Consider the following 23,889-nt stretch of genomic DNA (forward strand, 5'->3'; position numbering starts at 1 on the left):
TCCGATCGGTCAGTGGGTCGGATCGTGCGGGGTGGTACCGGGTGTGGTGTCGCCGCCGCGTTCGTGGCCGGTGCGGAACGACGAGAGCATGTTGCGCGTCTGGTCGGGGGTCCGTTCGACGACCGGCGGCCGGTCCTCGCGGAGCACCGGTTCCCGGCGCGGACGGTCGGGCGAGCCGGTGATCTTGGCGCGCTTGCTGCGCTTCACCAGGCCGTTGCGGGTGCGTTCGACGGCGGCGGGGCCGGTCGGATCGACGGCCGCCAGATCGTGCCGGATACCCGGCGTCGGCGCGTCGGCGCGCGCGACCTCCGCGGAGTCACCGTGCGCCACGCCGTTGCGGCCGCGGTCGGTGGTGGGGGTTCCCGGTGTCGTGCTGTGGCGCACCGGGTGCGCGCCCGGCATGTGCACGCCGTTGCGCACCCGATCCGCGCCGGGGGCGCCGTTCGTGCCGAACGACGCCGGTCCCCCACCGTTACGCGCGCCGCTCGGGTCGGCGGATGCCGGTGCTCCGCCGTCGCGTGGGTGATCGCCCGCGCTGGGGATCGCCGGGGCCGGATCGTTCGGTGTGCCGTGGTAGCCGATGGCATTGGTGGTGCTGCTGAGGAACTGCGCGTAGACCGAATCGCCGGGGGCGGCGGTGCCGTTGAGCGGAGCGGAGTCGGGGTTCCGGCTGTGCCGCGATCGGTCGGGTGCGTCGAACCGCCAGTGCTCCGCCAGCGCGTTCGGCGACCGGGAATCGTCCTGCACGACAACGGATCCGGCGACGTCCGACGCGACGGCCGTGCCGTTGCGCCCCGCCGGCACATCCGCGCGGCCGGACTCCGGCGCACCGGAACGGTCCCGGGCGGCGGCCGGCTCGGCCGGGCGGGCGCTCTCGTCGACCAGAATGCTCGGCGGCAGCAGCAGGCGGGCGACGATGCCGCTGACCGGGGAGGTGTTGAGCTCCACGTCGATGCCGAGGCGGCCTGCCAGCCTGCCGACGACGTAGTGCCCGAGATAGCGGGTGGAGGCGACGATGAAGTCCTGTTCGCCGCGCAGCCGCGCATTGGCCTCGGCGAGCTGATCGGCGGGCATGCCGACACCGTGGTCGACGACGGCGAGCAGATACCCGCCCGCCACCTTGCGGCCGTAGACCTCGACCTCGAGGTCGGGCGGGGAGAAGGCCAGGCCGTTCTCGATGAGTTCGGCCAGCACATGGGCGAGTTCGCTGACGACCGCGCCCGCGATCGCGATGTCGTCGACCCGGCGCAGCACCACCCGGCGGTAGTCGTCGACCTCCGACAGGCCGGCCCGGATGACGTCGGTGAGCGCGATCGGCTCGGCCCACCGGCGCGGGCTCGCCTCACCGACGAGCACCAGCAGGCTCTCCGCGTTGCGCCGCATGCGGGTGGCCAGATGGTCGAGTTCGAACAGGTTCGACAGCGCCTTCGGGTCGAGTTCCTCGCGCTCGAACTCGCTGATCAGCCCGAGCTGCCTGCGCACCAGGTTCTGATTGCGGCGGGCCAGGTTGGCCATCGACTCGGTGGTGTTGCGCCGCACCAGCGCCTGCTCGGAAGCCAGGTCGAAGGCGGTGGACTGCACCCGGTCCAGCGCACCGGCGACCGCGCCGATCTCGGCACTGGCGCCCGGCGGCGTGCGCACGGGCGCGGGCGGTTCGGGGCGACTGTCGGCGGACCCGCGCCACGCGGCGATCACCTCGGGCAGCCGGCTCGACGCCACGTCGTCGGCTTCGGCGGCGAGCCGGGCCAGCGGGCGGACGATGGCCCGGATACTCGCGAACACCAGCGCTACCTCGGCGGCGATCGCCAGCAGGGCAGCCAGCGCGAAGCCGGCCAGGATCAGCGCGGCGTCGCGGCGCAGGTCTTCGGCGCGGGCACGCACGTCGTCGCCGACGGTCTGCTGCACGACGCGCTGCTCGTCGATGACGTCGGTCATCCGCGACCACCACACCGCCGGGTCGACCAGCTGGGTCAGCGGACCCGCCGTGGAGGCGATCGCGACGTTCTCCGATTCGGCTGCCAGCGTGGCACTCTCCCCCGCCATGACCGCGTCGAGCCGGTCCTGCTGGACGGGCGTGGCATCGCGGTCGAACTGGGTGAGCGCGGCATTGCGGGCGGCGCGGATGTCGAGGAACTGCACGTACTCCCCCGGCCCGAACTCCCCGGCGGCGAACACACCGTTGAGGAAGCCACGTTCCCGCGCGGTGAACTCCTTGGCGTCACCGAGGGCGTAGAGCGCCTGCAAACCGTGCCGCACCGCCGGATCGCGAGCCTGGTCCAGGCCGAGCGCCAACCGGTTCATCGCGTCGATGCTGTCGGAATAGAACTGGAAGGCCGCCGGGCGCGAGACCGTGCGGGTATCGATCTGCGAGCGAACGCCGGGCAGCCCGGCCAGATGCCCCAGCGCCGAGCGGACCTCGCCCGCGCCGGGCGGATCGGCCGCGATGATGCCCGCCAGATTCCGCAGCGCCGCGTCGGTGCCCGCCCGCTGCTCGGTGACCGGGGCCACCAGCCGCTGGTCGCCGCCGAGCAGACCGTTGCTCAGGCCGCGTTCGCGCTGCACCTGGTGCACCAGATCCTGGGCGGCCAGCGCCACCGCGACCGCGTCGACGGTCTCGCCACTGCGCCGGAAGGCGCTGATCTGCCCCGCCATCGTCAGGCCGAGCAGGGCGAGCACCAGCACCAGCGAGACGGCCAGGATCCGGGCGAGCTGCCCGGCGATGGTGCGCGGCCGGATCAGCCTGCCGCCCGCGGCCTGCCGACGGGAATGTGAACGCACCACCTGCTCCTTCGAAACACCGGCGGGTGGATTTCCCGGCGGCCCACTGAAAGTCAGGTGTCAACTTGCACTGCCCGGACGGCAGGGTCAATCCGGGACAGCGTAAGAACGTGTTTCGTGCACTGATCTCAACATGCCGGAAATCAACGGGGCTTTCTGTGTCCGAAAGCTCACAGCCCCCACGGCAATTGCGTGACCGGCCCGTTCGACGCGTGACACATAGCGCCTGATAGCGGCCGTGACGCCGCCCACATTTCCGGCGACGCGATTCCGGTGCCCGACCGAAAACGCGCGCGCGTCAACCGCTCCGAAATGAACGATAGCGAGACGAAATACGAATCCCCGGGTCATTCCGGAATTTCGAGACCGAACGGTGATTACTCGCCGGCGAGAATGCCGAGCACCTGCTCGGAGAAGAAGAACGGCTCGAGTCGCTCCCGGATCAGCCCGGCCAGCACTCCGTTGCGCTTGGCCGACTCGATGACGGCGGGACCGTAGCGCAGGATCTCGGTGCCGATGTCCTCGGCGCTCAGACCGAGTTCGGGCAGCATCGACGCGAGCGTGTGCTTGCTGTACTTGTCGTAGAACACCTCGACGCACTCGCGCACGAGCATGCCGAAGTATTCCTTCTCCCTGGTCGTCACCGCGATCTCGTAGCAGATCTGGACCAGCTCGTTGAGGTCCTTCTGGGTCAGGTACTCGCGCAGGCCGGCCACCGGCTCGTCGGCGTGCAGGTCCCAGAACTCCATGGCCGCCGAGTGCACCGGCGCGTCGCGCAGCATGTCGCGGATAGCGTTGTTGGTGCGCTTGAGCGCGAACAGGGCGCCCTTGCCCGCGAGATCACCGACGAAGGTGTTGTCGGCGACCTTCTTGGCGCGGTTCGCGGCGGACTGGCCCAGCGACATCAGCGAGGAGACGCCGGGGATCTTCTCGGCGCGTTCGCGGTTGGCCTGCATGAAATCGCCGATCAGCTTGTCGACGAAACGGGCCGCGACGGTGGCCACCAGCGGGCTCTCGGTGAGCCGGTCCAGGATGCGCTCCTGGGCCTGGTGCATGCCGAAGATCTTCTCCAGCAGCGCCTCCACCGGCTCCCGGTCGACGACGTCGCCGAGGGTGTACTCGGTGTTGGCCGCGATGTGGTCGTAGATCGCGTCGGAGAAGATGCCGACGGTGTCGGCGATGACGGGGCTGCCGCCGATGCGGTCGAAGACCGTCGCGACGGTCTCCTCGCCCTGCTCGAGCGAGACCACGTCACCGAAGACGATGGTGTCGCCGACGGCCAGCACCGCGGCCACGTCGCGCGCGATCACCTCGGCGAACCGTTCGCCGGTCACCTCGGCGAGCAGGAACTCCACCTGCGCGTCGAGTAGTCGTTCGGCGATCTGGCGCGCCTGCGTCATCGGGTCCACCCATCACGGTCGTTGCATCGGACGGGAGACCTTGCGGCTACTTGTCGTCGGCTCCGGAATCGTTGCGCTGCATCGATTTCCGGATCTGGTCCAGACGCTCGCGCGCGGCTTTCTCCCGCGCCTCCCACTGTTCGTCGGCACTGCGACCCGCGGGGGTCTGCCGGTCGAGCTCACCCATTCCCTGCGCGGTGCCGAAGCGCTGCTCGACCTTATCGCGAACCGCGTCGAATGTCGGCACTCCAGAAGTGGAATACCCGCCGGTCGCAGTGGGTACGGCCGTTCCGGGCAGGCCATGCGGTACCGGCGGTACCGGCATGGCGCCTCCGACCTGCTCCGATGCGACGGACACCACATCGGCGTCCAACACATCCGTGTCCAGAGTCACAGGGCCACCGGTCTCCGCATGACCGGCCTCGACCTGGGCGAGCGCGGCGGCGACGGCGCCGAGACCGGGCCGCCCGGCGACGGCGGCCCGCAGCACCGACACCAGTTCGGCGTCCGGCAGCGCGGCCAGGTGACCGAGGATCTCGCTCGTTTCGCTCATATCGCCAGGCTACGCAGACCGGTGCGACAGGCCCAGGAGATCAGGCCAGGAAGGTGTCGGTCCACGCGACGATGCGCCGGGGCCACGCCGGGCCCAGCGCGTCGATGACGTCGTTGTGGCCCGCGCCGGGGACCACGACCAGTTCCTTCGGCTCCCCGGCCGCGGCGAACAGGCGCTCGGCGTGACGCAACGGGAGCAGTTCGTCCCGGTCGCCGTGGAACATCAGCACCGGCACGCGGAGTTCGGCGATCCGGCGCAGGCTCGGGTACGCGTTCGGGATCAGCGGCGCGGGCAGGAACGGATAGACCGAGCGGGCCGCCGCGCGCATGCTGCTGAAGGTCGACATGAGCAGCATGCCCGCGGGCGGATACTCGGTGGCCAGCTCGAGCAGGACGCCGCCGCCGAGCGATTTGCCCAGGTACAGCACCCGCTCCGGGTCGACCCCGGGCTGGTCGAGCAGGGCGGCGCGGACCGCCCTGGCATCGAGATAGGTGCCCTGCTCCCCCGGCGCGCCCGTGCTGTGGCCGAAACCGCGGTAGTCGAAGGCGAGCACGTCGAAACCGGCCCGGACCAGCAGCGCGATGATCGGCACCCGGTCGCCGATGGTGCCCGCGTTGCCGTGCGCGTAGAGGATGTGCCCGCGCGGGCGGTCGGCGCGCACGAACCAGCCGTGCACGTCGACGCCGTCGGCGGTGCGCATGGTGAGGTCGCGGTAGTCGAGCCCGAAGGCGGCGGGGGTCTGGGCGACATGCTTGTCCGGGTGGTAGACCAGCGCGTTCATGACCCGGGTCGCGGGATGTCGGATCACTTGCCGCGGCCCGCCTGGAAACCGAAGTCCCAGTGGTAGAGCCGGGCGATCTCCACGACGCCGCCGCCCGGCTGACCGGCAGGCGGCCGGACGAAGGTGCCCTCGCGCCGGACCACCAGCTCGCCGTTCACGTTCTCCAGCACGGCGAGCACGGCGTCGCGGGAGTTGTCGGTGCAGCCGTCGAGGGTCATCTCGATCGGCGCCGAGTTCGCCGGGTGCAGGGTGACGGTGGCGTGCACGCCGCGGAAATCGCTCGCGCCGTCGTAGATCGAGGCGAACACCAGGATGCGGCGGAAGAACCGGGTGTAGTCCAGATTGATCGAGAGGTTCTCGCCGGTGATGCTGGCGCCGGTGCGATCGTCCTGGTCCAGGTGGATGAACGGCGGCTCGTACAGCGCGCCGAACCGGCGATCCAGTGCGCGCACGGAGCCGATCGCACCGTTGACCAGCTCGAAGAAGCAGCACAGATCGAGGTCGATGTTCTTGCCACGCAGCTTGCCGAACAGCCGACCGGACGCGGCCATCGAGGTCCAGTTGAGGTTGACCCGCATGACGCCACCGGTGGCACCGTGCTTGGTGAGCGAGACCGAAGGAGCTTCCTTGGTGAGCGAGACCTTGCCCAGGTTCACCGGCGGTGCTGTGGGCGGGGCCGAATTCTGCCCTTGCGGCGCGAACTGCTGCTGACCGGGGTACTGCTGCGGTGCAGAAGGCTGCGGCTGGTTCGGCTCGGCCGGAGCGAACGGCTGTGTCGGCGGCGCGGCGGGTTGCCCGGCCGGCGGGTACGGCGGTGGAGCGGGCGCGAAGTGCGGTGGGGCCGGTTGCGGTCGGGCCGGGGGTGGGGTGGGGGCGTCGTCGACGGTGATGCCGAAGTCGGTGGCCAGGCCGGCGAGGCCGGAGTCGTAGCCCTGGCCGACGGCGCGGAACTTCCACGCGCCCTGGCGGCGGTACAGCTCACCCAGGACGAAGGCGGTCTCGGTGGTGGCCCCGGTGCTGTCGAAGCGGGCGACCTCGGCGCCGGTGGCCGCGTCGAGCACCCGGATGTAGAGGCCGTGGAACCGGCCGAAGGTGCCGCCGTCGGCGGAGGCGGCGAGCACGATCGTCTCGATCTGCGGCTCCACCTGGACCAGGTTCACCGACAGCGTGTCGACGACGATGTCGCCCTGCTGTTTTCCTTCGTGGCGCACAGCGCCCGACGGGTGCACGGCCTGGTTGTAGAAGACGAAGTCGTCGTCGGAGCGCACCTTCGCACCGGCCAGCAGCAGCGCGGACGCGTCGGCGTCGGGCACCCCGGCCCCCGACCGCCACCCGAGTTCGACGCGGACGGCCGCAGCGGGGACCGCGACATTGGCGCCTTTCATCATCGACACACCTGTCAACCTAGCCCGCCCACTCGCCCCGCCCAAGCCACGCGGTCGCGGCGGCGGGGTGAAACACCCGATCTCGGTGACCGGGTCGCGAGTCCTGTTGGACGGTGCCCCGTTCCGGGAAGCAGCGGAGAGGCGGCCGGGCGCCCCTAGCGTCTCGCGAATGAGCAATTCAGTTGTAACGCGGAAGCGGAAGTCGTTGTTGTCGTTGGTATCCGTACCGCTGATGGCCGTCGGACTGGTGGCGGTGGGGTTGGTCGGCACCGCCGACGCCGCCCCCGGCGGGGGCGCGCCCACCCGGATCGACCTGCAGGGCGCCGCCAACGTCCGGGACCTGGGTGGGTACATCACCTACGACGGGGCGAAGGTCAAGTCCGGCAAGCTCGTTCGGGCCGACGCGCTCGCCAAGCTGACCGATGCCGATCTGCAGAAGCTGGCGGCGCTGAAGGTCGGGAAGGTGATCGACTTCCGGACCCCGGCCGAGATCCAGTCGATGGGGGCCGACAAGCTGCCCGCCGGCGCCGCGCTGGTGGCCCGGCCGATCGACGACGGCGGCATGTTCGTCAAGATGTACCAGGCGATCTCGTCGAAGGACCCGGTGCAGCAGCAGAACATGCTGGGCGACGGCAAGGCCGAGCAGATCATGCAGAACGTCTACCTCAACTTCTTCACCCCCGACGCGCTGGGGAAGTTCGGGCAGTCGGTCCGCGATCTCGCGGACACCGGGAACGCCACGCTGTACCACTGCACCGCCGGTAAGGACCGGACCGGCTGGCTGTCCTACGTGACGCTGCGCGCCGTCGGCGTGCCGGAATCGGTGGCGCGGCAGGACTACCTGCTGTCGAACCAGTACCGGGCGGCGGCGGACGCCGCACTGCGGGCCCAGCTGAAGCAGGCGGGCATCATGCAGAACCCGGATCTGCTGATTCCCCTGCAGGAGGTCCGCGACGACTACCTCGAGGTCGCGCTCGCGCAGATCGACGAGAAGTTCGGGGACTTCGGCAAGTACCTCACCGACGGACTCGGGCTCGACGGCTGGACCCTGATGAAACTGCGGAAGAACCTGGTGTCCTGACCGGAGGAACGACGAAGGCCGCCCGGCGGGACGCCGGGCGGCCTTCGCGCGGTGGATCAGCCGCGCAGTTCGGCGCCGACCGCGGTGCCCGCCGCGGCGACGGCGGCATCGCGCGCGGCGCTGGCCTCGTCCTCGGTGAGGGTGCGGTCGGTGGCGCGGAAACGCAGGGCGTAGGTGAGGGACTTGCGGCCCGCACCGGCCTGGGCGCCCTCGTAGACGTCGAACAGCGCGATGTCCTCGAGCAGGTCGCCACCGCCGGTGCGCAGCGCCGCTTCGACGCTCGCGGCGGGCACGGCCTTCTCCACGCTGACCGACACGTCCTGCAGGACGGCGGGGAACGCCGACACCGTGGGCGCCGGACGGGCCTGGGTCAGCGGCAGCGCGTCGAGGTCGAGTTCCAGCGCGCAGGTGCGCGGCGGCAGACCGGCACGCTCGAGCACGGCCGGGTGCAGCTCGCCCGCGTGGCCGACCACGACACCGTCGACGACCAGTTCCGCGCAGCGGCCCGGATGCCACGGCAGGTGCACCGCGGCCCGGCGCTCGACGGTGACACCGGCGGCGTCGGCGACGGCGTCGACCAGCGCGAAGGTGTCGGCGGCCTCGGCCTGGCGACCGGGCCCCCAGGGTCCGCGTGGGTCACGCTTGCCGCTGAGCACCGCGGCCACATGCACCGGCTGCGCGGGCAGCGACGCGTTCAGCTCGGCGATCTGCTCGTCGGTGGGACGCCGGTCGACCGGCAGTGCCTCGACCGCGTGGGTCTCGGCGCCGGGCAGCACGACCTGGGCGATACCGTAGATCGTGAGGTCGCGGGCGCCGCGGGAGATGTTGCGGGCGGCCACTTCCAGCAGACCGGGCAGCAGGGTGGTCGCCAGCTCGGGCCGCTCGGTGTCGAGCGGGTTGAGCACGCGGGTGGTGTTGCGGCGCGGATCGTCCGCGTCCAGGCCCCACACGTCGAACACCCCGGCGGGCAGGAACACCGGCGCGGGCACCTCGACGCCACCGGCGAAGGCCAGCGCCCGGCTCACGGCCCTGCGCCGCTTCTGCGCGGCGGTCAGACCGCGACCGGCGGGCGCGGACGGCAGCACCGACGGGATCTGCTCGAGACCCTCCAGGCGCAGCACCTCCTCGACCAGGTCGGCGGGCTGGGCCAGGTCGGGCCGCCAGCTCGGCGGGGTCACCAGCAGCTGGGTCTTGCCCGCGTCGTTGACCTCGATCTCGACCCCGGCGCCGATCTGGGCGAGCCTGCGCACGGCGGTACCCGCCGGGTAGGTGACGCCGGCGACGCGGTCGGGCAGGTCGATGTCCATCGCGATCGGGGCGACCGGCGCGAGCGGCACCCGGATGTCGGTGAGCGTGGCTTCGATGGTGCCGCCGGTGATCTCGGCCAGCAGCGTCGCCGCCCGGTCGAGCGCGACGATGTTGATCTCCGGGTCGACGACGCGCTCGTAGCGCTTGCCCGCCTCCGAGACCAGCTTGTGCCTGCGCGCCGTGCGGTACACCCGCAGCGGGTTCCAGGTCGCGGCCTCGAGCACCACGTCGGTGGTCTCCGGGCCGACCTCGGTGCTCGCGCCGCCCATCACACCGGCCAGCGAGACGACGCCGGAGTCGTCGGCGATCACCACGTCCTCGGCGTCGAGGGTGCGCTCGGTGTCGTCGAGGGTGCGCAGGGTCTCGCCCTTGTGCGCCGAGCGAACGACCAAGCCGCCGTTGAGCTTCGCCGCGTCGAAGGCGTGCAGCGGCTGGCCCAGTTCGAGCATCACGTAGTTGGTGACGTCGACGGCGGGCGAGATCGGGCGCATGCCCGACAGCATCAGCCTGCGCTGCAGCCACAGCGGGCTCACCGCGTTCGGGTCGATCCCGGTGACCCGCCGCGCGCCGAAGCGCGTGCACTCGGAGTCGGCCTCGAGCCGCACCGGCCACGCCGTCGCGTCGCCGTCGGGCAGCGTCCGCACGGCGGGGTCGGCGTATTCGAGGTCGAAGCCGCAGGCCAGCTCGCGGGCCAGGCCGCGCACCGAGAAGCAGTAGCCGCGGTCGGGGGTGATGTTGAGCTCGATGATCGTGTCGTCGGTGCCGAGCAGCACGTTCGCGTCGTCACCCGGCTGCGCCGAGCCGGGCTCGAGCACGAGGATGCCGTCGTGATCCTTGCCGATGCCGAGTTCGGCGACCGAGCAGATCATGCCGTTGGAGGTGTGCCCGTAGGTCTTGCGGGAGGAGATCTTGAACCCGCCCGGCAGCTCACCGCCGGGCAGCACCACGACCACCAGGTCGCCGACCGCGAAATTGCGGGCGCCACAGACGATCTCCTGCAGCTCGGGGTTGCCGACGTCGACCTTGCAGAAGCGGATCGGCTTCTTGAACTCGGTCAGCTCGGTGATCTCGGCGACCCGGCCGACGACCAGCGGCTTGTCGATGTCACCACCGATCGGCTCGAGCTTGTCGACCTCCTCGACCTCCAGGCCGACCCGGACGAATCCGGCGTCGAGCTCTTCGGCGGACACCGACCATTCCGGGGTGGTGCGCTGCAGGATCTCGGTCAGCCAGGACTGCGCTACTCGCACGTGACTTTTCGCTCTCTCTCAGGACCGGATACCGAAGGGCAGGGTGAACCGCACGTCACCCTCGACGATGTCGCGCATGTCGGGGATGCCGTTGCGGAACTGCAGCGTGCGCTCCATGCCCATGCCGAACGCGAACCCGGAGTACACCTCGGGATCGATGCCGCTGGCGATCAGGACCTTCGGGTTGACCATGCCGCAGCCGCCCCACTCGACCCAGCCCGCGCCGCCCTTCTTGTCCGGGAACCACACGTCGACCTCGGCCGAGGGTTCGGTGAACGGGAAGTAGTTGGGGCGCATACGGGTTCGGGTGTCGGGGCCGAACAGTGCGCGCGCGAACGCGTCCAGGGTGCCGCGCAGGTGGGCCATCGTCAGGCCCTTGTCGATGGCCAGACCCTCCACCTGGGAGAACACCGGGGTGTGGGTGGCGTCGAGCTCGTCGGTGCGGAAGGTGCGGCCGGGGCACACGACGTAGATCGGCAGCTCGCGTTCCAGCATCGAGCGCACCTGCACCGGGGAGGTGTGCGTGCGCAGCACCTGGCGCGAACCCTCCGGGGCGATGTGGAAGGTGTCCTGCATGGTGCGCGCCGGATGGTCGGGCAGGAAGTTGAGCGCGTCGAAGTTGAAGTGCTCGGTCTCGACCTCGGGACCCTCGGCGACCTCCCAGCCCATGCCGACGAACACGTCGGCGATCTGCTCGGAGATGACGGTGATGGGGTGGCGGGCACCGACCGGCTGACGGCGCGCCGGCAGGGTGACGTCGATCTTCTCGGCCACCAGCACGGCCTGATCGCGCTCTTCCAGCAGCGCGGCGCGGCGCGCCTCGAACGCGTCGGACACGCGCTTGCGGGCGACGTTGACCCGCTTGCCCGCGTCGGCCTTCTCGTCCTTGGGCAGCGTGCCCAAGCCGCGCTGAGCGAGCGCGATCGGCGACTTACCGCCGATGTACTCGGTCTTGGCGACCGCCAGCGCATCCAGATCAGCCGCAGCGGCGAACGCCTTCTCGGCCTCCGCTGCCGCTGCCGCGAGTGCCTCCTCGGTCAGCAAGGCGTTCTGCTCGACTCCACTGTTGTCGTCGGCCACGATCGTTCGACTCTCCCCTGGGGATCGGTTCACGGGTGCGTCATTGCCTACCCGTATCGGTGCTGCATAAATCCTATGGGATCGGCTTCGCGCGATTCATCCGGATTACCGGCGGCGCGATCGAGACCGTGCTAGCGCCCACCGGAAGGTCCCGATATGGACCGACAAGTCCAGGTCAGATGGCCTTCCCCTGGCCCCGACCAAGATCGGCGACTCGCCGCGAAATCGTGGGAACCGAATCGCTTCGAGTCCCGTCCAACCGTTCATACACATCAGCGTGTTCGACTCGAGAACAGGACGACTCGATGCCGGAACAGACTTGCGATTCGACCCCGCCCCCGGGCCCCCGCACCCGCCGGACGGCCCCGGGCAGCGGACTGGCCCTGTGCGGATTGGGCATCCGCACCCCTCGCCACCGTCCCTTCCCGCGCTCGGCGGGCCCCTGCCCCCAGCGACCGATCGGGCCGCGGGAAACCGAGCCCGACCATGGCGCTCCCAAACCGGAGGACGTCGATTGACGCCGGCGATGGGAGTTCATCGCGACCGTGCGGTCGTCGCCGACGACGTCAGTGCTTGTCGTAGAGCGGCAGACAGGCGGTGTCGAGCGACATCGAGAACGGCGCCGACAGCGCGATCGGGGCACCGAAATCACCTTCGACCGGGTCCGGGTAGGCGCCGGCACTCGGCCCCCGATACAGCGCCCAGCGACCGAACCGAGGGTCGATGACGAGCAGAGCGCGCACACCTGCTGCGCCATACCAGCCGTTCTTGCCGGTGATCTGGTGTGCCTTCTCCGATTTCGATATCACCTCGACGGCCAGCTCCACATCGGCGGGGTCGGCGAGCCACTCATCGTCGGTATCCCAGGCGTCGGGGAGCACGACGAGGTCCGGCGTGCAGTAGTCGTCGACATCACCGGGCATGGCGATCGATGTCACCTCGTAGGCGGCGAGCCCCGTGGGCATGGCCGACTCGATTTGGTGCCGCAGCCGGCGGATCGTGCCCGCGTGCTTTCCACGCGGGGTGGGTGACATCACGAGCGCCCCTCCCAGAATCTCGACCCGCAGACCCGTCGCGCGTTCGATCTGCTCGGCGACGCCACGGAGATTGCCGGGACGTGGATGCATCGCGGGAAGGGTCATGCGGTCGCTCCATTCGTGCGGACTGCCGTGCTCAACGATAGCGCGCAGTACCCCAGGTGGACGCGTCACCGCATCCACCTCGGCGCCAGGCACAACCATTTCGTCAGCCCAGCGTGTTCGACCCGAGACAGGACATCGCGATGCAGGAACAGACCGAGGATTCGACATCACCCCGGGGCCGCCGTGGTCGGCTGACCGCGGCAGGCAGCGGCGTCGCCCTCATCGGCCGCCGACGCCCCGTTCTCCTGGCCGCGAGGCCGTGCGAACACCAGGACAATTCGGCTGAGCCTGGTCCTCGTACGCCCGGACGACCAGGACCGAGCCGACCGGCTCCGCCGGCCCGGCGGGCCGAGCCCTGTGTGCCCCGGTTGTATGTGCGGTTCCAGACGGCTCATCCGGATCGGTGGGGACGGTTTCCCGGTGTCTTCGCGTTGGTGGACGGCTTGTCGGCGGCGGGGCGGTTGACGGTCGCGCAGGAGCGGTTCCGGCGCGTCGGCAACGAGTGGTTGACCACGCACCTGGTGAATCCCTATGCGCCGCACCGGCACGCCGACGGTCGGCGGCTGCACCCGCGGGCGAGCGCGTGGTTCACCTCGACGGCCGCGGACGCGATCGACCGGGTCGGTGGCTATCTCGACATCCTCGACGAGCACGGGATCGCGTGGGCCCGGCTCGACACCGATACGCCGGGTGTCATCGTCTACGACGATCCGCGGCAGGTCCTCGCCGTGCCGGACGGGTCGACCACCGCCGATCGGCGGTGACCAGGCGGACACGGCGCTGGTCCGCGCACCGGACGGCACGCGGACCAGCGCCGCGGGATCAGGCCGCCCTGGTCGCGTGCCGGGGCAGGAAGACCGCGATGACGGCCGCGACGGCGACCAGGCCCGCGCCGACCCAGACCGCGGGGACGAGGCCGTCGACGTAGGACTGCGGGTCGGTGTAGGCGCCGTAGGAGGCGAAGACCGAGGCCAGGATGGCGATGCCCATGGCGACGCCGACCTCGCGGACGGTGCTGTTGATACCGGAGGCCATGCCCTGGTCGTCGGGGGCGGCGCTGTCCATCACGATCGTGGACGACGGGGCGAAGGTCAGGCCCATGCCGATCCCGCCGAGCACGAAGGGCGCGACGAAATTGATGTAGGGCAGGTCGACGGTGATGATCAGCGCCATCCACGCCAGCGAGAGCGCGAGGCAGACCTGCCCGGCGGCGATGAGGAGCCGGGGTCCGACCCGGTCGATCACCAGACCGGCCAGCGGCGCGACGACCATCGGAACCATCGTCCACGGCATCGTGCGGATGCCCGATTCGAGCGGCGAGTACCCCTGCACCACCTGGAAGTACTGGGCCAGCAGGAAGATCGCGCCGAACACCCCGGCGGAGAACGCGAAGGAGACGAGGAAGCTCAGGCTCAGGCCACGGGAGGCGAACATGTGCAGTGGGAGCATCGGATCGGTGGTCCGGTTCTCCCAGACCACGAAGCCGGCGAGCAGCAGACCGCCACCGATCAGCGCGCCGAGCACGGCCGGAGCGGTCCAGCCGTCGTCGGCACCGTGGATGACGCCCCACACCAGGGCCAGCACGCCGCCCGCCGAGAGCACCAGGCCGACCAGATCGAGCTTGCGCGCGGCGCCGAAGGACTCGCCGAGCATGCGCGCCGCGAAGGGCATCGCCAGCAGGCCGACCGGAACGTTCAGCCAGAAGATCCACTGCCAGTTCAGCCCGTCGACGACCGCGCCGCCGACCACCGGACCGACCGCGATGCCCAGGCCTGCGATCCCGCCCCAGATGCCGATCGCGGCGCTGCGCATCCGCTCCGGGACCGCCGCCGCGAGCAGGGTCAGCGACAACGGCATCACGGCCGCGCCGCCCGCGCCCTGCACGGCGCGCGCCGCGATGAGCATCCACGGTTCGGTGGCCATGGCACAGGCCGCCGAGGCGACGACGAACAGCGCGATACCGGCCAGGAAGACCCGGCGCCGCCCGATCCGGTCACCCAGCGCCGACGCCGTCAGCAGCAGTGAGGCGAAGGACAGCGTGTAGGCGTTGACGAACCACTGCAGGTCCGAAAGTGACGCTCCCAGTTCGGTTTTGATCACCGGTAGGGCGTTCGTCACGACGAGGTTGTCCAGCGTCACCATGAACATCGGCACGGCGACCGCGGCGATGACCGCACCGAGCGGCTTGGCCTTCGCGCCCGCGTCGGGCGGCGTCTCGGCGGTGGACGTGCCGCCTGGATCGAGTGTTTGCGTCATCTCTCCGAGCCCCTTGGTTGTTATTCACTGATAACTACGCCCCATGGTTATGCATCGACTGATAACATGTCAAGTGAAAGGGGACTGACCAGGAGGTGGACAACCGGATGGACGGCACGACCAGAACGCGGATGACCGCGTCGCAGCGCAGCGCCCAGGTGCTCGCCGCCGCCGTCCAGGCATTCGCCGAATCCGGTTATGCCGCAACGAAAACCGACGAGATCGCCCGATTGGCCGGGGTATCCCAACCCTATGTGATCCGGCTGTTCGGCACCAAGCAGCAGCTGTTCATCGCCGTCCTGCACGAGGTCTGCGCCCGCATCGAGCAGGTCTTCCGCAGTGCCGAGATCGAGCCGGGCGCCGACACCGCCACGGCGCTGCAGGCACTCGGCAAGGCCTACGAGGTCTTCCTGGCGGAACGCGAACTCCCGCTCAATCTGCTGCACGGCGCCGCCGCGAGCGCCGATCCCACCATCGGCGAGCACATGCGCGAACGCTTCGGCCGGATCTACCGGCTGATCGGCGAACTCACCGGCGCCGGCACCACCGAATCACGCCGCTTCGTCGCCAGCGGCATGCTGCTCACGATCATGACCGCCATGCAGGTGGCAGGCGCGGCGGCGATCCCGCTCCCCTGGGCCACCGAGATCCTCGACGACATGCGCGAGAGCGTCGACCCGTGCTGAGGCGGTCCTAGCGCGAGTGCTGGACGCGCGCGCTCGCGTAGAGGCAGATCGCCGCGGCGGCAGCGAGATTCAGGCTCTCGGCCCGGCCGTGGATGGGGATGCGAATGCGGTGATCGGCCCGCGCCGCGACGGCGGGGTCGAGCCCGTGGGCCTCGTTGCCGAAGAGCCAGGCGACCGGGCCGGCGAGGATCTCGTCGGCGGAGTCCAGATCGACCTCGCCGGTGGCGGCGGTGGCCAGGATGGTCACGCCCGCCGCGGAGATCGCGTCCAGGGTGGCGCCGATGTCGCGACTGCGCGCGATCGGCACGTGGAACAGGCTGCCCGCGCTGGCGCGGACACCTTTGCCGTTGTGCGGGTCGACGGTATCCCCCGCCAAGACCACGCCATCGGCACCGACCGCGTCGGCGACCCGGATCAGGGTGCCCGCGTTGCCGGGTTCGGCGATCTCGACCGGCACGGCCAGCATCCGCGGCCCTCGGTCGAGGATGTCGGTCAGCGGCACGTCGACGAGGTCGCACACGGCGACCAGACCAGGCGCGGTGACGGTCTCGCCGAGATGCTCGGCGGCGCGATCACTGACCAGCGTGGTGCGCACGCCGTCGGCAGCGGCACCGGCGATCAGCGCGGTCTCGCGCCCGGCGGCCGCGACCGAATAGAACAGCTCACGGACGCGGCCGGTCTCCAGCGCGGCGGTCACGGCATTGGCGCCCTCGGCCAGGAACTGGCCGGTCTTGCGGCGCTGCGCGGCGCGCTGGAGCTTGACAGCGGAAACGACCCGCGGATTGCGCTCGGAGAGCGCGTCCACGGGTCGTTCCGACAGATCGCTGTGTGTCGTCAAGCTCAGGCAGCGGTGGCCGGGGCGTTGACGTCGGCGGGCAGCGCGGCCTTGGCGACAGCGACGAGGCCGGCGAAGGCCTCGGCGTCGGAGACGGCGAGCTCGGCCAGGATCTTGCGGTCCACCTCGACACCAGCGGCCTTGAGGCCCTGGATGAAGCGGTTGTAGGTGATGTCGTTCAGACGCGCGGCGGCGTTGATACGAGCGATCCACAGCTTGCGGAAGTCACCCTTGCGCGCCTTGCGGTCGCGGTAGGCGTAGGTCAGCGAGTGGAGCTGCTGTTCCTTGGCCTTGCGGTACAGGCGCGAGCGCTGGCCCCGGTAGCCCTTGGAGGCCTCGAGGATGGAACGGCGCTTCTTCTGAGCGTTGACGGCCCTTTTGACGCGTGCCACTTTTCAGTCCTTGATCATCTGGGGGCGCGACGGCGCCCGAGTTCGGTAGTTGTCGGCGTCCGGTTGTCCCGGCCGCGGAATCGTCAGGTTGCGACGGTCTCAGGCGAGACCGAGCAGCCGCTTCACGCGGGGGGCGTCGACGGCAGCGACGGACTCCGTGCCTTCCAGACGACGAGTCCGGCGGGTGGCCTTGTGCTCCAGGAGGTGGCGACGGTTCGCCTGCTCGCGAAGCAGCTTGCCACTGCCGGTCACCTTGAATCGCTTCTTGGCGCCGCTGTGGGTCTTGTTCTTCGGCATGGATTCCTCTATCTAGTCGTTGAAATCGGTGTTACTGCGGGTCGGCCGGCGCGGCCTGCTCGGCGGGCGCCGGGGTCTCGACCAGCGCAGCCGGCTCGGCACTGGCGGGACCGGTCGGCAACGGACGCGCCGGGGCCGATTCCTGCTGTGCCTTCACCCGCGTCTTCGCGCCCTTGTGGGGAGCGAGGACCATGGTCATGTTGCGGCCGTCCTGCTTGGCCGAGGTCTCGACGAAACCGAGTTCGGCGACGTCGGAGGCCAGACGCTGAAGCAACCGGAAACCGAGCTCGGGTCGCGACTGCTCACGACCACGGAACATGATCGTGACCTTGACCTTGGACCCGGCCTCGAGGAAGCGAACGACGTTGCGCTTCTTGGTCTCGTAGTCGTGGTCGTCGATCTTCGGGCGGAGCTTCTGCTCCTTGATCACGGTCTGGACCTGGTTCTTCCGGGACTCGCGCGCCTTCTGCGCCGTCTCGTACTTGAACTTGCCGTAGTCCATGATCTTGCAGACCGGCGGACGGGCATCGGGTGCCACCTCGACCAGGTCGAGATCGGCTTCGAGCGCGACGCGTAGTGCATCTTCAACACGCACGATCCCAACCTGTTCGCCGCCGGGTCCGATCAGACGAACCTCGGGAACACGGATGCGATCGTTGATGCGGGTCTCAGTGCTGATGGGGCCTCCTAGGTCAAGCGGTGTCGTCATAACGACCGCATGCAATAACTGCAACCCCTGTTTCAACACGAGAGCCCCGCTGCGGTATTTCTCCGCGACGGGGCCCGATGTCGACCGATCGCCCACAGCCGATGCCCTCACGAGCTCGCTGTCGACCCCTGCGTGGCAAGCACACAGGAAACCCGCCACATCGGGCGGGTGACCGGGACCGTTTGTCCAGTACGATTGCTCGCCGGCAACGGTGGGAGTCGGGCTCCACTTATCTGCCCCAGAGCTGCATGACACAACCAGGGGCGGTCGTCAGCGGAAAGTCTAGCATCGCATTCGGCTATCGCCGAATCGGCCTGGCACCGACAGCCCCCATCGGGGCCGCTATAGCCTTGTCGGCATGACTGACGAGCTCGATCCCCCCGTGCGCGACCTGGCCGACATCCCCGCCGTCGAAGTTATCAGCCGCGCCGCCGTGATGCTGATGAGTTCGGCCGCGGAGAAGCTGGGGCTGGCCGCCGACGACCCACACTCCGGGGAGCACGTCGACCTCGACGAGGCCCGCCGGGTGATCACCGCGCTGGCCGGGCTGGTCACGGCGTCGGTGGAGTACCTCGGCCCGCACGCGGGCCCGATCCGCGACGGCTTGCAGGCGCTGCAGCGCGCGTTCCGCGAGGCCTCCTCGGTGCCGGACGCCCCGGGCGCGGGGCCGGGCGAGAAGTACACCGGGCCGGTGTACTGAGCCGGGCGCACACAGACGAAAAGATCCGCCGGCGCAGCAGCGCCGGCGGATCTTTTTCTACAGAGGCTTACGGGGCCGCTCTCAGACCGTGGGGGTCGTGGTGGGCGGCGTGCCCGGGGTCACGGCGATGGCCGAACCCGAGGCGATCGCGTTGGCGAGAGCGGTGAAGATGCTGGCGAGGCCGGCGCTTCCGGTTTCCATGCTCAGTGGTTCCTTTCGATTCCGCCCGACTCAGGCAGTCGGCTTGGTGGGCGTGTAGGCCAGCGAGGACCCGCCACTGAGGAAAGACAGAATCTGGCCGATGAGCGCCGTGGTGGCTTCATCCATGGGGACGTTCCTTTCGTACTGCACGACACCCGCGATCGCGCCGCCCACGGGCACGAGACACCACTGGATGCCGGTTCGACTGACCGTTACTGTCCGGTATTCCGGCAACGGTGAGGCGAATGCTACCCACAGGTGTTTCACTTTGTCGCGTTTTCGGAAAGTCCCCGCGCGCGAGGTTATCCGGACTCAGCGCAGCGCGGCCGCCTTTCGCGCCAGCCGCTTGGCCGCAGCCGTCTCAGCAGGCGCTTTCTTCGCGGCGGGAGCCGCCTTCGCGGCCGTCTTCTTCGCTGTCTTCTTCGCCGGCGCCGGTGCCGCCAGCACCTCCTTGAGGAACTGTCCGGTGTAGCTGCCCGACACCTGGGCCACGTCCTCCGGCGTGCCCGTCGCGACCACGGTGCCGCCACCGGAGCCGCCCTCGGGCCCCATGTCGACGACCCAGTCCGAGGTCTTGATGACATCGAGATTGTGCTCGATGACGATCACCGTGTTGCCCTTGTCGACCAGCCCGTTGATCACCTTCAGCAACTTGCGGATGTCCTCGAAGTGCAGGCCGGTGGTCGGCTCGTCGAGGATGTAGACGGTGCGCCCGGTCGAGCGCTTCTGCAGCTCGGCGGCCAGCTTCACGCGCTGGGCCTCGCCGCCGGACAGGGTCGGCGCGCTCTGGCCGAGCCGCACGTACCCGAGCCCGACCTCGACCAGCGTCTTGAGGTACCGGTGGATCGAGGTGACCGGCTCGAAGAACACCGCGGCCTCGTCGATCGGCATGTCCAGGACCTCGGCGATGGTCTTGCCCTTGTAGTGCACCTCGAGCGTCTCGCGGTTGTAGCGGGCGCCGTGGCACACCTCGCACGGGACGTAGACGTCGGGCAGGAAGTTCATCTCGATCTTGAGCGTGCCGTCACCCGAGCACGCCTCGCAGCGGCCGCCCTTGACGTTGAAGGAGAACCGGCCCGGCTGGTACCCGCGGACCTTGGCCTCGGTGGTCGAGGCGAACAGGGTGCGGATCTTGTCGAAGACGCCGGTGTAGGTGGCCGGGTTCGAGCGCGGCGTGCGCCCGATCGGCGACTGGTCGACCTGCACCAGCTTGTCCAGGTGGTCCAAGCCGTTGATCCTGGTGTGCCTGCCGGGCACCTGGCGCGCGCCGTTGAGCTTGTTCGCCAGCACTGTCGCCAGGATGTCGTTGACCAGGGTGGACTTGCCCGAACCGGAGACGCCGGTGACCGCGGTCAGCACGCCGAGCGGGAACGCGACGTCGATGCCGGTCAGATTGTGTTCGGTGGCGCCGACCACGGTCAGCCTGCGCTTCTTGTCGATCGGACGGCGCACCATCGGCACCTCGATCTGCTCCCGGCCGGAAAGGTAAGCGCCGGTGAGTGATTCGGGTTCGGCGAGCAGTTCGGTGTAGGGGCCGCTGTGCACCACCCGGCCACCGTGCTCGCCGGCCAGCGGGCCGATGTCGACGACCCAGTCCGAGGCGCGGATGGTGTCCTCGTCGTGCTCGACCACGATCAGGGTGTTGCCCAGGTTCTTCAGGCGCAGCAGCGTCTCGATGAGCCTGCGGTTGTCGCGCTGGTGCAGGCCGATCGACGGCTCGTCGAGCACATAGAGCACGCCGACCAGACCGGACCCGATCTGGGTGGCCAGCCGGATACGCTGCGCCTCACCGCCGGACAGGGTCGCGGCCGCGCGCGAGAGCGTGAGGTACTCCAGGCCGACGTCGAGCAGGAAGCCGAGGCGCGCCTGGATCTCCTTGAGCACCTGACCGGCGATCGCGGCCTCGCGCTCCCCCAGCGTCAGCGAGTTCAGGAAGTGCGCGCACTCGCCGATCGACAGGTCGCTGACGTCGGCGATCGACTTGTCGGCGCCGTCGGCGGCCAGCGTGACGGCCAGGATCTCCGGGCGCAGGCGGGCGCCGTGGCACACCGGGCACGGCACATCGCGCATGTAGCCGTCGTAATGCTCCTTCATCTGCTCGGACTCGGTGTTGTCCATGCGCCGGTGCAGGAACGGCATCACGCCTTCGAAATCGGCGTAGTAGGAGCGCTTGCGGCCGTACCGGTTGACGTAGGAGACGTGCACCTGGTCGGAGCTGCCCTCGAGCACCGCCTTGCGGGCCTTGGCGGGCAGGTCCTGCCACGGGGTGTCCATCGAGAAGCCGATCGACTCGGCCAGGCCCGACAGCAGCCGGTTGAAGTACTCGGCGGTCTGCCCGCGCGACCACGGCGCGATGGCACCGGCGGCCAGGCTCAGCTCCGGATCGGGCACCACCAGTTCCGGGTCGACCTCCTTGCGGATGCCGAGACCGGTGCAGTCGGGGCAGGCACCGTAGGGCGAGTTGAACGAGAACGAGCGCGGCTCGAGGTCCTCGATGTCGAGCGCGTGGCCGTTCGGGCAGGCCAGGCGCTCGGAGAAGCGGCGTTCCCGGTCGTGGGCGTGTTCGTCGCGGTCGACGAAGTCGAGCACCACGATGCCGTCGGCCAGCCGCAGCGCCGTCTCGATCGAGTCGGTGAGCCGCTGCTTGGACGCGGACTTCACCGCGAGCCGGTCGATGACGACCTCGACGTCGTGCTTCTCCTGCTTCTTCAGCTTCGGCGGATCGGTGAGCGGATACACCACGCCGTCGACCCGCACGCGCGAGTAGCCCTGGGTCTTGAGCTGGTCGAACAGGTCGACGAACTCGCCCTTACGGGTCCGCACCACCGGCGCGAGGACCTGGAACTTGAGCCCCTCCTCCATCGCCAGCACCTGGTCGACGATCTGCTGCGGCGTCTGCTTGGCGATCAGCTCGCCGCACACCGGGCAGTGCGGCGTGCCCGCGCGGGCGTAGAGCAGGCGCAGGTAGTCGTAGACCTCGGTGATGGTGCCGACCGTGGACCGCGGGTTGCGGTTGGTCGACTTCTGGTCGATCGACACCGCGGGCGAGAGGCCCTCGATGAAGTCGACATCGGGCTTGTCCATCTGCCCGAGGAACTGGCGCGCGTAGGCCGACAGCGACTCGACGTAGCGGCGCTGCCCCTCGGCGAAGATCGTGTCGAACGCCAGGCTCGACTTCCCGGAACCGGACAGACCGGTGAACACGATCAGGCTGTCACGAGGCAGATCGAGGTCGACACCTTTCAGGTTGTGTTCCCGAGCTCCGCGCACAGTGAGGCGTTCCGCCACCTGGTGAATCCCTTCTCCATCGTCATCCGCCGACCGGACATGAACCCCCGCTCGCCATGCTAGGCCGCCCCACCGACAGAAACGTTCGAGCGCTGACGCGCGCGAGGTCGCGACCCCTCCTGTCCCGTTGGTCGGGCACCGTGGCCTGCGCCGTCGTCGCCTGCGCGACGGCACCTGGCCGACGGGCGGCCCGCCCCGCCTCGGGGTCGGGGCGGGGTGGCCGAGTTCCCGGTCTGCGCCCACGATTTCGGCACACGGATTATGTTTGACGGCAGGGGTGGGGGCGATCGACATGATGAAGGAGCCGGCGTGCTCGAGGTGTTCCTGGTCGACGACCACGAGATCGTGCGGCGCGGCCTGATCGATCTGCTCGAAGGTGATCCAGAACTCAGGGTGATCGGCCAGGCCGGTGGCGTGGCCGAGGCGATGGTGCGTATCCGCGAGGCCAGACCCGATGTGGCGGTCCTCGATGTCCGGCTGCCCGACGGCAACGGCATCGAGCTGTGCCGCAACCTGCTCGCCGAGTTCGAGGACCTGCGCTGCCTGATCCTCACCTCGTTCTCCGACGAGCACGCCATGCTCGACGCGATCCTGGCCGGTGCCAGCGGCTATGTGGTGAAGAACATCGACGGGATGAAGCTGGCCGACGCGATCAAGCAGGTCGGCGCCGGCCACTCGCTGCTCGACACCCGCGCGGCCGACGCCCTGCGCGCCCGGCTGCGCCGCAGCACCGAGCCCTCCGGCGCGCTGGCCGGGCTCACCGAGCAGGAGCGCCGATTACTCGAGCTGCTCGGCGAGGGACTCACCAACCGGCAGATCGCCGCGCGGATGTTCCTGGCCGAGAAGACGGTGAAGAACTACGTCTCGCGCCTGCTGGCCAAGCTCGGCGTCGAACGCCGCACCCAGGCCGCCGTGCTGGCGACCAAGCTGCGCGAGCCGTAGCGATCAGGCGCGAGCCGGGCGCGTCAAGAAGGGACGACGATCGTCAGGTCGCCGTCGTAGCGGCGGTAGAGCAGGTTGCCGCGGCCGGTGTGGCTGTCGGTGAAGAACAGGTACGGCAGGCCCGCGGTGCACAGCACGTCGGAGGCCTCGTCCTCGGCGTAGACCGGCGCGGCGTCCTGGACGACGCGGACCGGCATGGCGCTGGCGGTCAGCGGCAGCTCGGCCGACTCCCCCGCCGCGGCCGTGTGGCGCTGCCTGGCCAGGCTGACACCGTGCGGATCGGCCCAGGTGACGATCGCGTCCTCGCCCGTCTGGGCATCGGTGAACAGGTAGGCGTCGTAGTCCATCGCGTCCAGCACGGTGCTGGCTTCCAGCGGCGTGCCGGTCATCAGCGCGCAGTCCTTGCGCCGGATGATCGGGCGGGTCTCGGTGATCTGGGCCAGCGGGCGCCGCGCCGGATCCGGCCACGCGCCCCGCGCCTCCTTGCCTGCGCGCCGGGCCAGCTGACGATCGAGCCGCTCGGCGGCGAAGGTGACGGCGAAGCCGCCGGGACCGGTGACCTGCACGCGGGTGAGCGTGTCGTTGGTCCGGATGTTGGCCTGCACCAGGGTCGGCTCGTCGGAGCCCTGCGGCGCGGTGACGCGCACGCGGGCCGGACTGTCGAGGTGATGCCTGCGCATGACGCGGGTGATGGCGCGGACCGCGCGGGTGACGTCCTGGGGTGGTACCTCGCCGCAGGTGGTCACCGCGAGCTCCGGGTCCGCGGCGGTCGTCCAGTGCTGGGTAGTCGACAACGAATTCATCTCTTGCCCCACTTCTCGATCC

20 protein-coding genes are annotated in these 23,889 nt (G+C 69.8%); 5 read left to right on the forward strand and 15 right to left on the reverse strand.

Translation table 11 applies throughout. The annotated features are described in order from the left end of the window. Positions 1-9: 9 nt before the first annotated feature. The 5 genes from ACFVW6_RS32090 to ACFVW6_RS32110 form a co-directional block, all read right to left on the reverse strand. Positions 10-2,778 (reverse strand): nitrate- and nitrite sensing domain-containing protein, encoded by a 2,769-nt coding sequence (locus ACFVW6_RS32090; protein ID WP_378832763.1) that lies wholly within the window; start codon positions 2,776-2,778, stop codon positions 10-12. A gap of 377 nt (positions 2,779-3,155) precedes the next feature. Further along, positions 3,156-4,178 (reverse strand): hypothetical protein, encoded by a 1,023-nt coding sequence (locus ACFVW6_RS32095; protein WP_355281626.1) that lies wholly within the window; start codon positions 4,176-4,178, stop codon positions 3,156-3,158. A 46-nt stretch (positions 4,179-4,224) separates the two neighbouring features. Then, complete coding sequence (locus ACFVW6_RS32100) at positions 4,225-4,731, reverse strand: PspA/IM30 family protein (protein ID WP_378832760.1); 507 nt, start codon at positions 4,729-4,731, stop codon at positions 4,225-4,227. A 40-nt stretch (positions 4,732-4,771) separates the two neighbouring features. Beyond that, a complete protein-coding gene (locus tag ACFVW6_RS32105) occupies positions 4,772-5,539 on the reverse strand; it encodes an alpha/beta hydrolase (protein ID WP_378832757.1) in 768 nt (255 codons plus the stop codon). Beyond that, positions 5,536-6,900 (reverse strand): TerD family protein, encoded by a 1,365-nt coding sequence (locus tag ACFVW6_RS32110; RefSeq protein WP_378832924.1) that lies wholly within the window; start codon positions 6,898-6,900, stop codon positions 5,536-5,538. The genes ACFVW6_RS32105 and ACFVW6_RS32110 overlap by 4 nt, the downstream gene beginning before the upstream one ends. A gap of 229 nt (positions 6,901-7,129) precedes the next feature. Between ACFVW6_RS32110 and ACFVW6_RS32115 the strand changes: the two genes are divergently transcribed. Next, positions 7,130-7,978 (forward strand): tyrosine-protein phosphatase, encoded by an 849-nt coding sequence (locus ACFVW6_RS32115; protein WP_378832755.1) that lies wholly within the window; start codon positions 7,130-7,132, stop codon positions 7,976-7,978. Between the two features lie 56 nt (positions 7,979-8,034). On the opposite strand, the gene pheT is transcribed toward ACFVW6_RS32115, so the two are convergent. The 3 genes from pheT to ACFVW6_RS32130 form a co-directional block, all read right to left on the reverse strand. After that, positions 8,035-10,536 carry a phenylalanine--tRNA ligase subunit beta gene (gene pheT / locus ACFVW6_RS32120; RefSeq protein WP_378832752.1) on the reverse strand — a complete coding sequence of 834 codons (2,502 nt, stop codon included), beginning with the start codon at positions 10,534-10,536 and terminating at the stop codon, positions 8,035-8,037. A gap of 18 nt (positions 10,537-10,554) precedes the next feature. Further along, entirely contained in the window at positions 10,555-11,616 is a 1,062-nt protein-coding gene (gene pheS, locus ACFVW6_RS32125; RefSeq protein WP_355281614.1) for a phenylalanine--tRNA ligase subunit alpha, read from the reverse strand. Positions 11,617-12,182: 566 nt separating this feature from the next. Next, entirely contained in the window at positions 12,183-12,857 is a 675-nt protein-coding gene (locus ACFVW6_RS32130; protein WP_378832748.1) for a Uma2 family endonuclease, read from the reverse strand. 335 nt (positions 12,858-13,192) lie between these two features. Between ACFVW6_RS32130 and ACFVW6_RS32135 the strand changes: the two genes are divergently transcribed. Then, positions 13,193-13,522, forward strand: a complete 330-nt coding sequence (locus ACFVW6_RS32135) for a hypothetical protein (protein ID WP_378832746.1) — start codon at positions 13,193-13,195, stop codon at positions 13,520-13,522. Positions 13,523-13,580: 58 nt separating this feature from the next. On the opposite strand, the gene ACFVW6_RS32140 is transcribed toward ACFVW6_RS32135, so the two are convergent. Beyond that, a complete protein-coding gene (locus ACFVW6_RS32140; protein ID WP_378832743.1) occupies positions 13,581-15,014 on the reverse strand; it encodes an MFS transporter in 1,434 nt (477 codons plus the stop codon). Between the two features lie 107 nt (positions 15,015-15,121). Here ACFVW6_RS32140 and ACFVW6_RS32145 point away from each other — a divergent pair, with 107 nt between their 5' ends. Further along, positions 15,122-15,700 (forward strand): TetR/AcrR family transcriptional regulator, encoded by a 579-nt coding sequence (locus tag ACFVW6_RS32145; RefSeq protein WP_378832741.1) that lies wholly within the window; start codon positions 15,122-15,124, stop codon positions 15,698-15,700. A gap of 7 nt (positions 15,701-15,707) precedes the next feature. Here ACFVW6_RS32145 and ACFVW6_RS32150 read toward each other — a convergent pair whose 3' ends face one another. From ACFVW6_RS32150 to infC, 4 genes are all read right to left on the reverse strand, one after another. After that, positions 15,708-16,505: a TrmH family RNA methyltransferase gene (locus ACFVW6_RS32150; RefSeq protein ID WP_378832738.1), complete on the reverse strand. Its 798-nt coding sequence runs from the start codon at positions 16,503-16,505 to the stop codon at positions 15,708-15,710. Positions 16,506-16,540: 35 nt separating this feature from the next. Continuing rightward, positions 16,541-16,927, reverse strand: coding sequence for a 50S ribosomal protein L20 (gene rplT / locus ACFVW6_RS32155; RefSeq protein WP_019046423.1), 387 nt, complete (start codon positions 16,925-16,927; stop codon positions 16,541-16,543). 99 nt (positions 16,928-17,026) lie between these two features. Beyond that, entirely contained in the window at positions 17,027-17,224 is a 198-nt protein-coding gene (gene rpmI / locus ACFVW6_RS32160) for a 50S ribosomal protein L35 (protein ID WP_218716546.1), read from the reverse strand. A 31-nt stretch (positions 17,225-17,255) separates the two neighbouring features. Next, positions 17,256-17,933 (reverse strand): translation initiation factor IF-3, encoded by a 678-nt coding sequence (gene infC / locus ACFVW6_RS32165; protein WP_355281839.1) that lies wholly within the window; start codon positions 17,931-17,933, stop codon positions 17,256-17,258. A 358-nt stretch (positions 17,934-18,291) separates the two neighbouring features. Here infC and ACFVW6_RS32170 point away from each other — a divergent pair, with 358 nt between their 5' ends. Continuing rightward, positions 18,292-18,633 carry a DUF1844 domain-containing protein gene (locus ACFVW6_RS32170; RefSeq protein WP_355281600.1) on the forward strand — a complete coding sequence of 114 codons (342 nt, stop codon included), beginning with the start codon at positions 18,292-18,294 and terminating at the stop codon, positions 18,631-18,633. A 513-nt stretch (positions 18,634-19,146) separates the two neighbouring features. Here the strand turns inward: ACFVW6_RS32170 and uvrA are convergent. After that, positions 19,147-22,122, reverse strand: a complete 2,976-nt coding sequence (gene uvrA / locus ACFVW6_RS32175) for an excinuclease ABC subunit UvrA (RefSeq protein ID WP_378832734.1) — start codon at positions 22,120-22,122, stop codon at positions 19,147-19,149. Between the two features lie 309 nt (positions 22,123-22,431). Between uvrA and ACFVW6_RS32180 the strand changes: the two genes are divergently transcribed. After that, a complete protein-coding gene (locus tag ACFVW6_RS32180) occupies positions 22,432-23,064 on the forward strand; it encodes a response regulator transcription factor (protein WP_110040453.1) in 633 nt (210 codons plus the stop codon). A 23-nt stretch (positions 23,065-23,087) separates the two neighbouring features. Here ACFVW6_RS32180 and ACFVW6_RS32185 read toward each other — a convergent pair whose 3' ends face one another. Next, positions 23,088-23,867 (reverse strand): sigma 54 modulation/S30EA ribosomal C-terminal domain-containing protein, encoded by a 780-nt coding sequence (locus tag ACFVW6_RS32185; protein WP_357350415.1) that lies wholly within the window; start codon positions 23,865-23,867, stop codon positions 23,088-23,090. Positions 23,868-23,889 lie beyond the last annotated feature (22 nt).

It is taken from the genome of Nocardia sp. NPDC058244, from assembly GCF_042882065.1.
GTDB lineage: Bacteria > Actinomycetota > Actinomycetes > Mycobacteriales > Mycobacteriaceae > Nocardia.